At 63.2% G+C, this 14,708-nt stretch carries 13 protein-coding genes; 6 read left to right on the top strand and 7 right to left on the bottom strand.

Features of this window, described 5'->3' with window-relative positions; translation table 11 throughout:
* Positions 1-204 precede the first annotated feature (204 nt).
* Both LGM89_RS34405 and LGM89_RS34400 read right to left on the bottom strand, forming a co-directional pair.
* Positions 205-684, bottom strand: a complete 480-nt coding sequence (locus LGM89_RS34405) for a DUF1348 family protein (protein WP_226275421.1) — start codon at positions 682-684, stop codon at positions 205-207.
* A 63-nt stretch (positions 685-747) separates the two neighbouring features.
* Positions 748-1,353, bottom strand: a complete 606-nt coding sequence (locus LGM89_RS34400) for a TetR/AcrR family transcriptional regulator (protein WP_089495913.1) — start codon at positions 1,351-1,353, stop codon at positions 748-750.
* A gap of 182 nt (positions 1,354-1,535) precedes the next feature.
* On the opposite strand from LGM89_RS34400, the gene LGM89_RS34395 reads away from it, so the two are divergent.
* Both LGM89_RS34395 and LGM89_RS34390 read left to right on the top strand, forming a co-directional pair.
* Positions 1,536-2,174, top strand: a complete 639-nt coding sequence (locus tag LGM89_RS34395) for a GNAT family N-acetyltransferase (RefSeq protein WP_226275420.1) — start codon at positions 1,536-1,538, stop codon at positions 2,172-2,174.
* Complete coding sequence (locus LGM89_RS34390) at positions 2,171-2,587, top strand: hypothetical protein (RefSeq protein WP_226275419.1); 417 nt, start codon at positions 2,171-2,173, stop codon at positions 2,585-2,587. Before LGM89_RS34395 ends, LGM89_RS34390 begins: the two co-directional genes overlap by 4 nt.
* A 397-nt stretch (positions 2,588-2,984) precedes the next feature.
* Here the strand turns inward: LGM89_RS34390 and tdh are convergent, their stop codons facing one another.
* Positions 2,985-4,013 carry an L-threonine 3-dehydrogenase gene (gene tdh / locus LGM89_RS34385; protein ID WP_011356765.1) on the bottom strand — a complete coding sequence of 343 codons (1,029 nt, stop codon included), beginning with the start codon at positions 4,011-4,013 and terminating at the stop codon, positions 2,985-2,987.
* A gap of 13 nt (positions 4,014-4,026) precedes the next feature.
* On the bottom strand, positions 4,027-5,226 hold the full coding sequence (locus tag LGM89_RS34380; protein ID WP_089495916.1) for a glycine C-acetyltransferase: 1,200 nt from the start codon (positions 5,224-5,226) through the stop codon (positions 4,027-4,029).
* Positions 5,227-5,387: 161 nt separating this feature from the next.
* On the opposite strand from LGM89_RS34380, the gene LGM89_RS34375 reads away from it, so the two are divergent.
* From LGM89_RS34375 to LGM89_RS34365, 3 genes are all read left to right on the top strand, one after another.
* Positions 5,388-5,999: a helix-turn-helix domain-containing protein gene (locus LGM89_RS34375; protein ID WP_089443717.1), complete on the top strand. Its 612-nt coding sequence runs from the start codon at positions 5,388-5,390 to the stop codon at positions 5,997-5,999.
* Between the two features lie 148 nt (positions 6,000-6,147).
* Positions 6,148-6,528, top strand: a complete 381-nt coding sequence (locus LGM89_RS34370) for a DUF2471 family protein (RefSeq protein ID WP_089495917.1) — start codon at positions 6,148-6,150, stop codon at positions 6,526-6,528.
* A 102-nt stretch (positions 6,529-6,630) separates the two neighbouring features.
* On the top strand, positions 6,631-7,650 hold the full coding sequence (locus tag LGM89_RS34365; protein ID WP_226275418.1) for a tyrosine-type recombinase/integrase: 1,020 nt from the start codon (positions 6,631-6,633) through the stop codon (positions 7,648-7,650).
* A 136-nt stretch (positions 7,651-7,786) separates the two neighbouring features.
* Here LGM89_RS34365 and LGM89_RS34360 read toward each other — a convergent pair whose 3' ends face one another.
* Entirely contained in the window at positions 7,787-8,968 is a 1,182-nt protein-coding gene (locus tag LGM89_RS34360; protein WP_226275417.1) for a DNA-binding protein, read from the bottom strand.
* A 1,821-nt stretch (positions 8,969-10,789) separates the two neighbouring features.
* Between LGM89_RS34360 and LGM89_RS34355 the strand changes: the two genes are divergently transcribed.
* Positions 10,790-12,157, top strand: a complete 1,368-nt coding sequence (locus LGM89_RS34355; RefSeq protein WP_011353619.1) for a replication initiation protein — start codon at positions 10,790-10,792, stop codon at positions 12,155-12,157.
* A gap of 90 nt (positions 12,158-12,247) precedes the next feature.
* On the opposite strand, the gene LGM89_RS34350 is transcribed toward LGM89_RS34355, so the two are convergent.
* Complete coding sequence (locus LGM89_RS34350; RefSeq protein ID WP_089495920.1) at positions 12,248-13,309, bottom strand: ParB/RepB/Spo0J family partition protein; 1,062 nt, start codon at positions 13,307-13,309, stop codon at positions 12,248-12,250.
* 23 nt (positions 13,310-13,332) lie between these two features.
* A complete protein-coding gene (parA, locus tag LGM89_RS34345; protein WP_011353621.1) occupies positions 13,333-13,995 on the bottom strand; it encodes a ParA family partition ATPase in 663 nt (220 codons plus the stop codon).
* Positions 13,996-14,708: the final 713 nt, after the last annotated feature.

Raw genomic sequence — 14,708 nt, 5'->3', positions numbered from 1 at the left:
ACGTGCATCACGAGAGGCCAACGGGTGCGGCGCTCGGCCTTGCCCGATGCGATGCCGCGTCGAACCGCTCACTGCGCACAGTCCGACGCGACATTTCACCTCCTCCCGAAAAATCTCACCCTCAGCGCACCAGGTCCCGAATTTCCTCACCGTTGCATCCCGGTGATGCGTTCGTCGATCCGTCGAATCGAGCCGACGTGCGCGTCACAGCCCGAGATCGGACAACCCGGGATGATCGTCCGGACGTCGGCCGAGCGGCCAGTGATAGAGACGATCCTGCTCGCGAATCGGCAAGTCGTTGATGCTCGCGTGACGATGCGCCATCAGGCCGTTCTCGTCGAACTCCCAGTTTTCGTTACCGTACGAACGGAACCAGTTGCCGGCGTCGTCATGCCATTCGTATGCAAAGCGCACCGCGATGCGATTGCCGTCGAACGCCCACAGCTCCTTGATCAACCGGTAGTCGAGCTCGCGCGTCCACTTGCGCTGCAGCAGCCCGACGATCTCGTCGCGGCCGATCACGAATTCCGCACGATTGCGCCATCGGCTTTGCGGCGTATAGGCGAGCGACACGCGTTGCGGGTCGCGCGTGTTCCATCCGTCCTCGGCGGCGCGCACCTTCTGGCGCGCCGTTTCGAGCGTGAAGGGCGGAACGGGCGGACGGACTTCGGGGGAGGCGGACATGGGTTGCTCCTGTTCAGGTTCTGGCCGCGGACAATCGCGGCCGGTTCGGATTCGCTGCTTCGACTAGCGGGACACCGCGTCGAGCAGCAGTTCGGCCGTTGCGCGCGCGTCGCGCGCAGCGTTTGCATCGCCGGTTACGAGTGCCACGCCGATGGCACCGTCGATCAGCACCAGCCATTGGCGCGCCAGACGCGCGAGCCCGCGTCGCTCGATGCCGGTTTCGTCGGCATACGCATCGAACCGCTCGCGTACGAATGCCAGCAGGCGTGCCTTGTGCTCGCGTGCGACGACGCGCACGGGGTCGTCCGCGTCGGGAATCTCGCCCGATGCGTTCAGGAACGCGCAGCCGTGAAAGTCGGGCTGCCCGAACCAGTCGCGCAACACGTCGAACATGCCGAGCAGTTGCGCGCGCGGCGCCTTGCCGCGCGCCAGCGTGGCATCGACGAACCAGCGCATCCAGCGCTCGTCGCGGCGTTCGAGCGCGGCCACGACCAGCGCCTCCTTCGATTCGAAATGCGAATAAAAGCTCTTTCTGGCCGCGCCGGATCGCTTGACGATCGCGTCGACGCCGGTTGCATGGATACCGCCCGAATAGATCAGCGCTTCGGCTGCATCGAGCAGCCGGTCGCGAACGCCCGGTTCGGCGGAGGAGTCGTGAGGTGTGTTCATGGGTTTACAGTAGAACGATCGTTCTCCGTCGTCAACACCCGCATGAAAAAGCCCTGTCGGCGAGAGGGCTGAATCGAGACTTGGCCGCGTGACGTGGCCCGCCGCGTTTACGACATTTTTTCTTGAAGCGGACGCGCGACGCTCACTACACTTCGGTCACCCTGTCTGGGCGAAAGGACATCATGCAGCGACCGGAATCCGCGCGCCCCGCGCGCGCCTATGCGGCTTATGCGAAGCGGCTCGACGGCCGCGTCGTCGTGCGGCGCTTCGACCCGCGCAGCGATTCGTACGACGCGTTGACCGCGCTGCTGCATCGCGCGTTCGCACCGCTTGGCGCACTGGGCTTCAACTGCCCGGGCGTCGATCAGCCGGCCTCGGCGACGCGCGAATGCGTGCTCACCGGCGAGTGCTTCGTCGCGCTCGGCAACGCGCACCTGGTCGCGACGATGACGATGCGTTCGCACGATCCCGATTCCCGCTGCGATCCGTATCGCAGCCGGCACGTTGCAACGCTCGGCCAACTGGCCGTCGATCCCGTCTGGCAGGATCGCGGCATCGGCCGTTCGCTGCTCGCGTTCGCGCAACGGCGGGCCGCCGCGCGCGGCGCGACGCACCTCGCGCTCGACGCGCCGTATGCGGCCGTCCGGCTCATCGATTTCTATCGACGCGAAGGGTTTCAACCGGTCGACGTGATGCGCTTTCCGGGACACAACTACGACAGCACGATCCTGTGCAAATCCGTCAGCGTCGGGAGCGGTCGCATCGTTGCCGGCGATACGGCGCAGTTCGACGTCACGCGGCACGTCGGGGCAGCGTCATGAAACACGATATGCCGAAGCGCGACGGCGGCGACGATCACACCGGGCTCGACGTCCGGCAGGCACGGGTGCGCGCGGCGCGGCGGCTGCGCGGTGTGTTGAAGCTGACGATTCTCACGATCGCGGTCGCGCAAGTGCTGGCGTTCGCGTTCGAAAGCCTGCTGGTGATGGCCGGCTTCGCGCCGGATGCCGCGACGGTGCTGCTGTTCCGCTTCGTCACGTGCGCGCTCGTCAGTTTCTGGCTGCAGGCGGACGCGTTGCGCGCCTATCAATACGCGGCGCAACACGGGTTCGTCACCGTTCCCGGCGCGCACGGCGATCCGGCCGACATCGCGCCGCAATGCCCGAAGCGCTGGCTCGTCATGTTGAGTCTTCAGCTCGACCCGCGAGGGGCGAAGGGTGAGCGGATCAAGTAGCGGCCTGCGCACCGGTCGATATCCATCGATGTCGATCGCTTTGCGCATCAGTGAGTCGCAACGACACGTGAAGGCTCACGGTTGATGGTGCGGTTCGGCATGGCATCGCATGGCGTGCGTAGCGAACGATCCCTCGGCAAGCCAGAAGGGAAGTGCCAGGAAGAGGGGAAGCAAGTGCCGAACGGCGTGATGGCGCGCAGCGGGACGACTGCCGATAGGTGAAGTAAACGTGCGATTGCAGGTCACCGATGTGCGACGGTGTCGCGATTCGGCGCGCAAACACAGCTCCCGAATAATCTCACCTTGAGCGCGGCTTCGCGTGTTTCGACTCGCACACGCAGACGTAAAACAGAAACGGGGCAGGCGGCAAACACGCCGCACCGCCCCTTCTCGGCACTCAGGCCGTCCAGTCGAGAATCACCTTCCCGCTTTCACCCGACAACATCGCGGCGAAGCCTTTCTCGTAATCGTCAGCCGCAAAGCGGTGCGTGATGATCGGCGACAGGTCGAGGCCGCTCTGCAGCATCGCGACCATCTTGTACCAGGTCTCGAACATCTCGCGACCGTAGATGCCCTTGATCTCGAGCCCCTTGAAGATCACCTGGTTCCAGTCGATCGCCGTCTGCGCCGGCGGAATGCCGAGCAGCGCGACCTTGCCGCCGTGGTTCATCGCCTCGAGCATGCTCGTGAAGGCGCTCGGTACGCCCGACATTTCGAGGCCGACGTCGAAGCCTTCGGTCATGTGCAGGTCGGACATCACGTCGCGCAGCGACTCGCGCGCGACGTTGACCGCACGCGTCGCGCCCATCTTGCGCGCGAGTTCGAGCCGGTAGTCGTTGATGTCGGTGATGACGACGTTGCGCGCGCCGACGTGCTTCGCGATCGCGACGGCCATGATGCCGATCGGGCCCGCGCCGGTGATCAGCACGTCTTCGCCGACAAGGTTGAACGACAGCGCCGTGTGCGTCGCGTTGCCGAACGGATCGAAGATCGATGCGAGATCGTCGGAAATCTCCGGCGGAATCTTGAATGCGTTGAACGCGGGAATCGCCAGATACTCGGCGAACGCGCCTTCGCGGTTCACGCCGACGCCGACGGTGTTGCGGCACAGATGCCGGCGCCCCGCGCGACAGTTGCGGCAGAAACCGCACGTGATGTGGCCTTCGCCGGACACGCGATCGCCGATCGCGAAGCCGCGCACTTCTTGCCCCATCTCGACGATCTCGCCGACATATTCGTGACCGACGTGCATCGGCACGGGAATCGTCTTCTGCGCCCAGTCGTCCCACTTCCAGATATGGATGTCGGTGCCGCAGATCGCCGTGCGGCGGATCTTGATCAGCACGTCGTTGTGGCCGACTTCGGGGCGCTTCACGCGCGTGAGCGTGAGGCCGGGGCCGCGCTCGAGCTTTGCCAGTGCTTTCATGATCGCGCCTCCGTCAGATGATGCCGAGCGACTTGCCGACGCGCACAAACGCGGCGACCGTCCGGTCGATCTGCTCGGGCGTATGCGCGGCGCTCATCTGCGTGCGGATGCGCGCGCGGCCGCGCGGCACGACGGGGAACGAGAAGCCGATCACGTAGACCCCTTCGTCGAGCAGCTTGTCGGCCATGTTCGTCGCGAGCTGCGCGTCGCCGAGCATCACCGGGATGATCGGATGCGCGCCGGGCACGAGCGTGAAGCCGGCTTCGGTCATCTGCTGGCGGAACCGCGCGCCGTTTTCGCGCACGCGCTCGCGCAGCTTTGCGCCTTCGTCGCTGCCGAGCAGCTCCAGCACCTTCAGCGATGCCGCGGCGATGCTCGGCGTGAGCGTGTTCGAGAACAGGTACGGGCGCGAGCGCTGGCGCAGGAGTTCGATGACCTCGCGACGCGCGGCGACATAGCCGCCCGATGCACCGCCGAGCGCCTTGCCGAGGGTGCCCGTGATGATGTCGACGCGGCCTTCCACGCCGCAGTGCTCGGGCGTGCCGCGGCCATGCGTGCCGATGAAGCCGACCGCGTGTGAATCGTCGACCATCACGATCGCGCCGTAACGATCGGCGAGATCGCAGATGCCTTTGAGATCGGCGATGATGCCGTCCATCGAGAACACGCCGTCGGTCGCGATCAGCTTGTGGCGCGCGCCCGCCGCGTCGGCTTCCTTGAGCTTCGCCTCGAGGTCGGCCAGGTCGTTGTTCTTGTAGCGGAAACGCTTCGCCTTGCAGAGGCGAACGCCGTCGATGATGCTCGCGTGGTTCAGCTCGTCGCTGATCACCGCGTCGTTCTCGTCGAGCAGCGTCTCGAACAGCCCGCCGTTCGCGTCGAAGCAGCTCGAATAGAGGATGCTGTCCTCGGTGCCGAGAAACGCGGCCAGCGCGCTTTCCAGTTGCTTGTGCACGGTTTGCGTGCCGCAGATGAAGCGTACCGATGCCATGCCGAAGCCGTCCTGGTCGAGGCCGGCCTTCGCCGCGTCGATCAGGCGCGAATCGTTCGCCAGACCCAGATAGTTGTTCGCGCAGAAATTGAGCACGCCGGCACCACCGGCGAGCCGCACGTCCGCCGCCTGCGGACTCGCGATCTCGCGCTCGGTCTTGTAAAAACCGTCCGCGCGGATCTGGTCCAGCGTCCCGCGCACCTGGGCGAGAAAGGCATCACGCATCGCAAAGCTCCTGACAGGGTTTCGCATTCCGCAACGCGCCGCTCGTGGCGGCGGCGCAATGGCCTGCTACTGTTATAGTCGGTCGTTCGGTTGACCGCATTTATCCGATATTCCGAACTAGAATTCGAAATATCGAACAACTCTAAGCGAACGGAATCCAAATGGCAAGTTCCTCCGGTTCGCGGCGCACGCCCGCCAGCGCCGCCCCGCAACCGCCGGCCGCAACGCCGCCGCGTGTCGGCGAGCAGATCCAGCGGCTGCGCAACGAACGCAAGCTGACGCTCGACGACCTGTCGCGCGCGGCCGGCGTATCGAAATCGATGCTCTCCGAGATCGAACGCGACAAGGCCAACCCGACGATCGCCGTGGCGTGGCGGCTGACGAACGCGCTCGGCATCACGCTCGACGAGCTGTTCTCGCAGCCGAAGGCGCCCGAGACGATCCGCGTAGACGGCCCGCACGACATCCCGACACTCGCCGGCCACGACGGCCGCTACCAGTTGCGTGTGTGGGGCCCGATCGACCTCGCCGGCAAGTTCGAGTGGTACGAGCTGACGCTGCCGGGCGGCGGTGCACTGGTATCGAACGCCCACGAACCCGGCACGCGCGAGCACCTCACCGTGCTGCAGGGCGCGATGGAAATCGAAGCCGCGGCGGCCAGCCGGCGCCTGAAGGTGGGCGACACCGCGCGCTACCCGGCCGACGAGCCGCACGCAATCCGCAACCCCGGCAAGACCGAAGCGCGGGCATTGCTGATCGTGATCCATCGCTGACGGCGCGCATAGCTGGCCAAACGGCCAAAGGACCTGTTGCAGGCCAGTTGCGGAAAGTACTGTATGTTTGTACAGTATACGGACATTCCGCCATGCATGGGCCGGAGCCGGCGCACCGAGGCGCCAGCCCGGTCGACAGGAGCCTGCAATGACAGAAGAACAAGATTTGGCCGCGCTCAGCTTCAAGGCTGCCGCGCACGACCTCGAGCTGATCGTCCGGCATATCGCCGGGCGCTACATCCACCAGCGCGTCCCGCTGACGTGGCGGCTGCTGCACGCCATCGAGGCCGAGGCGCTTGCCGATCTCGGCTTTGCCAGCCGGCATGAGGCCGGCATGCGTCAATTGTTCGAGCGACAGTTGGACATGACGTTTCCCGAAACGGACGATCCGATCGACTTCGGGCGCTCGAATGCGCTGCCCGCCGTCTTTTCGTTCGCGGTTCTCGCCTATGAAGCAGCGTCAACCGCGTCGAACGACACGATGCCGCCCGCGCGCGTTCATCGCCCGGCCAAGGCATGGGGCGACTGAGTTCCAGCCCGGGCCGCCGTGTATGGCGGCCTTGTCCTGCCTCTTGCTGCCCGAGACGTTGCGGAAAGGGCTACCATACACGCAACTAACGGAATAAATCACATGTCTCTTCCCGCCTCTCCCGACACCCCCGCACGCCCGGAAGAAACAGATCTGTTCGACCGCGGCGCATCCGACTGGATCGTCTCGCCAGAAGCCGCATTCGATGCGTGGCTCGCGATGCAGGACTATCGCCGTTCGTCAGCCGATGTCTATCGGGCGCAATGGGGCGCGTTTCTCACGTGGATGCGCGCGCACCAGAAGAATCTGGCAACGGTCGATACGGCAACCATCGCGAATTTCGTCGGCGAACTGCCGATCCGGAAAACCCAGCGAATGCGCTATTTGCGGCTGATCGAGCGCGTGCTCGACCACATCCGGCGCACCGAATACGCGTCGACCAACCCGGCCCGGTTCATTGCTCAGGATGGCGAAGCGAACTGGCGCAAGGCGCGCGACAACGAACCGACCGGTTTCCTCACGCCGGCCGAGCGCGCGACGTTGCTCGCGTACCTGTTCTCGCCGATCGGCGTGTCCGGTTCCGCATACTGGAAAGAGCGGCGCGACCGCGCACTCGTTGCCGCCTTTCTCGGTGCCGGCATCAAAACCGGCGAAGCGCGTGCACTTACGATTAGTTGCATCAATACGAGTGGAACGTCACTGCGGATCGAGTCGACGCATCCGGATTTCGCACGCGAAACCCACCTGGCATCGTTCGCGATCGCGCTGCTGGAAGCGTGGCTCACCGAGCGCAAGCGCCAGGAGATTCCGGGCGAGCTCGTGTTCCCGGCATCCCATGCCGGGCGGCCGATGCACAAGGCGACGATGCTGCGCGCGATCGACGCGATCGTCGAATCCGCCGGCCTCACGTCGTCGCGCACCGCGCGCGCGAGCCCGCAAACGCTGCGCAATACCTATGCGGCTGAACTGTTCGAACACGACGTGCCGCCCGAACGGGTCGGCAAATGGCTGGGCTTCATGCGGCCGATCTCGTCGAACCGCCTGCATCGTGCATGGAAGAACTGGCGTGACGGTCTCGCCGACAGCAACGGTGACGTGTCCGACAGCGACGAAACTCACTGATCACGAATGGGCTGCTCACGCGAAGCGATCCGTGAGCAGCCTTGTGTGGCGTAGCCTCACCGTTTCACAGCTCCCGAAAAACCTCACCTCAAGCTCCCCGGATCGTCTCACCTGTGCCGCGCGGCCAATGCGGGCGTCACGTATGCGCGAATCGCGCGGCCGCTTCGAATCGGGACGGCCATGCGCCCGAAGCATGCTCGCACTCGGGGCAGGCCACTTCGAAACCTTCTTCGCCGTGTGACAGCTCCGGCTCACCGCCGCAACGCGGACAATGAGCCGGCACCGGAATCTCCTGATCCAGCGAGGTGCCGATCGCGGCAAACGCCTCCGCATCCAGTTGCCCGGCATCGGCCAGGCGACGGATCAGCGCGGCGATTTCCGGACTCATGCCGCGGCTCGCGCGCAACGAACTCACATCGCGCGTCGCACGTTCCAGTTCATCACTCTGGCTGCGCAACTGTTCTTCGAGCCGGTCGGCACGTGCCTTGGCCGAACTCAGTTGCTGCAGGAAATCGAATTCCTTGCGTTGAACGTCGCGCAAACCGCTCTGGTAGGTCGACGCCATGCTGCGCAACGAATCCAGCTCGACCAGCATCGGCTTCACGCGGCGTTCGGCTTCGGCCACTGCGTCCTTGATTTGCTGCGCGTAGTGCTCGGTGCGCTGCTGCAGTTCGGCCTGCAGCGCATCGATGCGATCGCGCAGCGCCGCATTTTGCGTCTGCTCGGCTTCGACGCGGCCGGCGGCGGCCGCCAGTTCCTTCTCGAGTCGGGCGACTGTGGTGAGCAACGTCGCTTCACTGGCCGAACCATGCGTCGTTTGCGACGCGAGCTGGACCTCGAGTTCGGTCACGCGAGCCTGCAACTGCTCGTTTTTCGCTTCGCTACGTGCGAGCGCGCCTTCGAGCGTCTCCTGGCGGACGGTTGCGTCGCGCAACCGCTGTTCGGCGTCGGCAATGCCGGCGCGAACCTGCTCGCGATCTGCATCGAGACTGTCCCGTGCGGCTTTCAACGCTTCTTCATAGAGTGCGCCGAGCAACGCACCTGCCTTTTCCTCGACGGCTTTGGGAATTGCGGCACCGTCGAGCCTGATTTTGGAGGCGGAACGGATGCGCTCCCAGAAATGGTCGATGTCTTTCGGGATATCGCTGGCGCTCCCGGTCTGGGTGAGATCGCGGACATTGGCAGCCGACGGCCGGATGCCGAGATCGAAGAACAACCGCTTGCAGGCGTGCAGCGACAGTTCCTGCCGTCGTGCACCGTTCGCCCGCAGCGATTCCAGTTCGTCCCGAATGGCTTGGCGTATTTCGTCCAGGGTCATCGCTGTGCTCACAGACATTGAAATGTGGCAATCATAACGAAATACGTATCTATCGATACTTATTTCGGCTTGCCGTTGTGAATTTACATCGCTTTGCACAGAAATCTGGTCTGTGAGCCAATCCGGTCGACTGTGGTCCAGGATTCCGTGAAACAAAGCGAAGAAAGATAGCCAAGTCCTTGTCTCGTAAGCATTTTCCTGCAGACCTCGAATTTTGGCATTTGTTTCACATGACAGCGCATCCGATTGCCAGTCGGTGGTCAGGGGTTGGGGTGTCTGTGGAAAACTCGTCAGCCGATGTCTTGAGAGTATTAGAAGTAAACACCCTTGAACCCTTAGTTAAAAACGTTAACGCCACGGCACAGCCTTATGCTGCAAGGCTTTCCGGCCGACAAGGTGAAGTTTTACGGGAGCCAAGGTGATCTTCTGCGGGAGCTGACGTGATGGGGTTCAGGGAGCTGCGTGAGCCGTTGCGGGAAAGGTCGTGAGCGGATTCGGGATCACAGTGAAACACGAGATTTACCAAAGGTGAGGTTTTTCGGGGCCTCACAGCCACAGAACCCGCGCTGTGCCTCACTGCACAGTTTTCTGCCTGTGCAGACATAGGTGAGAATTTGCGGGACCTTCTTCGTGCCCCGATTCTGCCCATCTTTTAGGCAGTTTTTCTGAAAGGTGAGGTTTCACGGGACTCCACGGGCGTTTGGTGTGAGGATTTCCGGGAAACGAACGCCATTTTGCACAGCAAAAGCGCCCGTAGGGGCCTGTGAAGCCGTAAAGGTGAGGTTTTTCGGGAGGGAAATCCGGGTTTTCCTGCCCGTATCCCCTTGAGGTGAGATTTTTCGGGGCCCCGATTACAGGCTGTGATGCCGGCTACAGGTGAGACTTTTCGGGAATGGAATTTGCCCGAAAAATGGTCAAAGGTGAGGCTTTTCGGGACCTGTGAACGGCTGAATTCGTCGAAAAGCCCGCCAGGACTGGAAGAAATCTCGTTTTTGCTGTGCCACTTTTTGGCACAGGTGAGATTTTTCGGGGCCCGACATGAGGTTGTCGTATGAAGGATTTCCATCGAAAGGTGAGGTTTTTCGGGGGATGTCGGCGGCGCACAGCCAAATGCCTTCTGTGCATAAGTATCGGAAGGCATTGGGATTTTTGATACCGAGGCGGTTACGGTGAGGTTTTTCGGGAGTCGTTTCCCTGCCTGGGGCGGCACAGCGATTTTTAGGTAAGGTGAGCGTTTTCGGGAGGCCTTGGTAGGGAATCCCCCGCGTGTCGGGCATTCGCCGAGATCCGGACGAATGAAGTCACTGTGCTCGAGGTGAGTATTTTCGGGACCCGATACGGTTTGTGCGCTGTACAATGCGCGCCCGGGCCGGCAAAGCACGCCTGATCGGGTCGCGCGGGCCGGTTTCGCAGGCGTCTTTCGAGATGTCGGATCCGATTCCGATTTCCCGGCAAGTCACGCCTGTACATGCATACAGGCCGATGGAGGGTGATCGGGAGGCGCATCGACGTGGGATCGCAACCCTGTGCCGAACGCACGGCAGCGCAGTCGTAAAATTACGACAAATCGAAAGGTGAGCCGATACGGGAGCTCATTCCGCACGTGTCGTGCACAGGCGAAATTCTGTGAATCGGCGCATCCCGCAGCACGTCTGGACGAGTCCGGAACGCTGCAAATCCGGAGCGGTGAGGGTTTTCGGGAGCGTCTGGGGTGAGTGCCGTTTTGCACGCGCACTTCACCCGCTATGGTGAGCATGTCGTTCTGGACGCACTTCACCGCAGGCGCTATCCTTCCGGAAAACTTCTCCTCCGACCCGACGTATGGCCACGACGAAGCGCGCCAAGAAAACCGATGTGGATGTGGTGAGTGCCAGTTCAGCCGAATTGCGGAAGGCCGTCGAGGCGATCGCAATTCAGCCGAAGAGCGGCAAGATCACGCTCCTCACTCGCAAGCTGTTCAATGTCCTGCTGGCCGTGGCGCAGCAGGCCGACGATTCGGGCGATACGTATCGCGCGCTGCTGTCGGACATCGTCGCCAACTCCGCTTTCGATTCGAACGACACCGCGCTGGTGAAGGAACACCTGCGCCGCATGGTGTCGGTGCAGGTCGAATGGAGCACGGGGACGTCGAGCCAGAAGCCGGGCCGAAAGTGGGGGATCTCGACGCTGATTGCCGACGCGGAAATTCTCGAGGATCCGGCGACCCGCCGCGTGTGGGTCGAATTCTCGTTCGCGCCGAAGATCAAGAAGAAGCTGCTCGATCCTGTCCAGTACGCGCGCCTGAGCCTGCAGTTCCAGAGCCAGCTGCGCAGCAGCGCCGGTCTCGCGCTGTACGAAATCTGCGTGCGCTACCTGACGAACCCAAGCCACCTGACGATGCGCGAGCCGTGGGAATGGTGGCGGCCGATCCTGTCGGGCACGCCCGACACGGAAGCCGGCGACGAGGCGAAGCGCGAGTACAAGTACTTCAAGCGTGACTATCTGCGTCCCGCGATCGCGGAAGTCAACGCGGTCACCAACATCTTCGTCGAGCTGATCGAGCATCGTGAAGGGCGCCGGGTCGCGGAGATCCAGTTCCGCGTGACCGAACGCAAGCAGCCGATGCTCGCGCTCGACGAACACCCGAACGTGTTCGACAGCACTCTGGTCGACCGGATGGTGAAGCTCGGGATCCCGTTGAAGGAAGCGCAGACGCTCTACGCGGATAGCGAGGAGAACCGCATTCGTGCGGCGCTGCAGATGACCGAGCAGCGGATGCGCAGCACGACGCTGCCGCCGGTGCGCAGCGCGCCGGCGTTGTTCAAGGATGCGCTGAAGAAGGGGTATGCGCCGCCGGTCGAGTCGGTCGACGCGCTGCCTGCCGGCACGCCGTCCCCGAAGATTGCAGCGGCCCAGCCGGACGATCTGAAGGCACGCCTGCTGAGCGAGTTCGCGGCGTTCCGCCGCAAGGAAGCGAAGGTGCTGTACGAAGAGCAGGGCGATGCGGAGCGCGAAGTGGCGCGCGAGTCGTTCGAATCGGAGGCGCTGCCGACGATGGGCACGCATCTGCGCGATGACTGGCGCAAGCGCGGCCTCGATTCCAAGCTGGCCGAGACGGCCTTTTTCGACTGGCTGGCCCAGAGGACCTGGGGCGAGCCGACGGACGGCGACCTGCTGTCGTTCACGCTGAATCAGTCGCGGGCCGCCTGAGGCCCGCTCAGGCCCGCTGATGGGCCGCCGCCGGCCCCGCCCTCGATTGGCGGGCCCGGCGTCCTTACCAGGCCCTGCCGGCCGTTTCCATCACTCCGACAACAGCATCCGCTCGAGCTGCTCGAGGATCGCGTCGCGCTTGTCCTTCGGGAGACCGCGCAGGCGCAATTCGATGCGATCTTCACCATACGACTTCAGGTCGCCGACCGACTTGCCGCCGAGCTTGATCTCGAGACGCTGCGCATAGCGCTGACGGCCCGCGGTCTTCGGCGTTTCCTGCGCCGCGACGCGGCCCTTGACGATGTCCGACACCTGGCGCGTGCTGAGATCGTCGGACACGATCTTGTTGATCAGCCGCAGCGTCGCCTCGGTGCCGCGCGCATTGTGATAGCGGCCGACCTGATACGCCATGTTCGAACCGAAGCGATCGGGGCGCGCGACCATTTCCTGCATGATCGCTTCCGGCAGCTTGCCGATCGACAGCGCGACGGCCACCGTCGATTCGTCGAGGCCGAGGTGCTCGGAGAGCTCCTTCTGGCTCTGGAAATGCTTGTCGTCGAGGAAGCGGCGCCACACGACGGCGTTGTCGAACACCGTTTGTGAATCGCGCTGGACGTTGAGATCGTAGCCGAGCTTGTAGCTCTGGATGCCGATCGGCACGTCGATCACGATCGCCTTGACCGATTCCTTGTTCGCTTCCTTCAGTGCCCGCACGCGGCGGCCGCCGTCGCTGACGAAATACGTGCCCGGGTTCTCGTAGTCCGGAATCACGTGGATCGCCTGCTGCTGCCCTTGCTTGGCGAGGTTGACGGCGAGTTCGGCAATCGACGACTTCAGATAGAAGTGCCGCGGATTGAACGGGCTATGCTTGATCGCCTTCAGCGGCAGCTCGATCACCTGCCCCGGCGCATAGCGGTTCTCGAGACGCCACGCGCGATATTGCGCCGATTCATCGATCGACGGGTCGAGCGTGAGTTCGGTAGCAGGCGACGGCGCGATGTCTTTCTTCGCGGATTTGGTCGGCACCGGAGTGGGGGTCTCGGACTTGACGATGCCGTCGATCGCATTGAGTCGATCAAGCGCCGTGCGCTTCTCGCTCGTCGTGATATCCGGGCGCGCTTGGAATCCTTTGGCAAATTGGGAGGGTTTCATGTGACTCCTTTGTGCGCATAAAGTCAGGGCAGCATGGCGACGATTTCGTCGGCGCATGCGCGAATTTCGGCGGCGGCCAGCTTGCCGCCGCGATCGTTCATCTGCAGTACGGTCTGACCGAGCGCCATCGCCTGCTTGTACGCCTCCCGGGTCGGGATCTGCGTTTTCAGCAACGGGAAGCCGAGCTCTTCGAGCGCACGCTTGAGCTCGCGGGTCAGCATGCGCTTCTCTTCGGTCTTGTTCAGCAGGAAGACGGCGCGGAGGTCTTCGTTCATGACCTGCGCTTGCTGGATCAGTTTGACCAGCCCGACGCTCGACCAGTAATCGGCCGGCGACGACGACGTCGGGATCACGGCAATCGATGCGGCGAGCAGGACCACGCCCGATACCTTCTCGGTGATCGACGGCGGGCAGTCCACGACGATGATGTCGTAGTCGTTGATGAACTTCTTGATCTCGCGATGGATCTGGCCATCGGCTTCGGCCAGGTTGACGACCGGAAACGGAATGCCGGTGTCGCTGTCGCCGGATGCGCTCGACCAGTGAACCAGCGTGTTTTGACGGTCGGCGTCGATGACGAGGACGCGCTTCCCTTTTTCATGGAACGCGGCACCGAGGTGCATGGCAATCGTGCTTTTGCCGACGCCACCTTTTTGTTGAGTGACTGCAATGATTTCCGCGGCCAATTTTCACTCCTATTTTGGTCGTTGGAATTCTACAGGACGATATTTGGATTTCAATGAAATTGTCGTTCAACAACTACGCATTGGCCATTTGGGCTATCGGTTTATGCGCATAAACGAAGCGACGATGGCAGATGACTTGATCGGATGGTGTAGCAGATGCCTGAGAAGTCGGTGAGCGACTCGGTGGCATTGCGTGCGGTGACGTCGGTGTGAGTCGCGAGCTACCGCGCGTGTCGCATGCACTGCCCTAGCGTTCGATGGGGTAGCCTCGGCTGAGAGCCGGAGAGTTTGTGCGCATAAACTCTCCGCGGAAAGCATGGCGCGCGATCGTGCCGGGAGGGCCGGTGCTTCTGATCGTAGGTTGTGAGTGGTACACCCTCGCTGGGTATGCAGCATCGAGGTGTGCCATTTGCCCTACGTGCGTCGACCCAACGCGCTATCCTGGCGCCACGTTTATGCGCATAAACCGCCAGCGATAGACGGCGAGTAACGAAGGTCCCCTCCCGGCCGCCGCGCCTGAATCCAGTGCCGGGCGGCCAGCCTGCGAGGCAGCGTACCGACGCTGCAACCCCACCGAAGCAGGCATCCCACCGAAGCAGGCATCCCACCGAAGCAGGCATCCCACCGAAGCAGGCATCCCACCGAAGCAGGCATCCCACCGAAGCAGGCATCCCACCGAAGCAGGCATCCCACCGAAGCAGGCATCCCACCGA

This window comes from Burkholderia sp. AU31624 (assembly GCF_020420065.1).
Lineage (GTDB): Bacteria > Pseudomonadota > Gammaproteobacteria > Burkholderiales > Burkholderiaceae > Burkholderia.
This window is presented reverse-complemented; position numbering and strand designations above follow the sequence as displayed.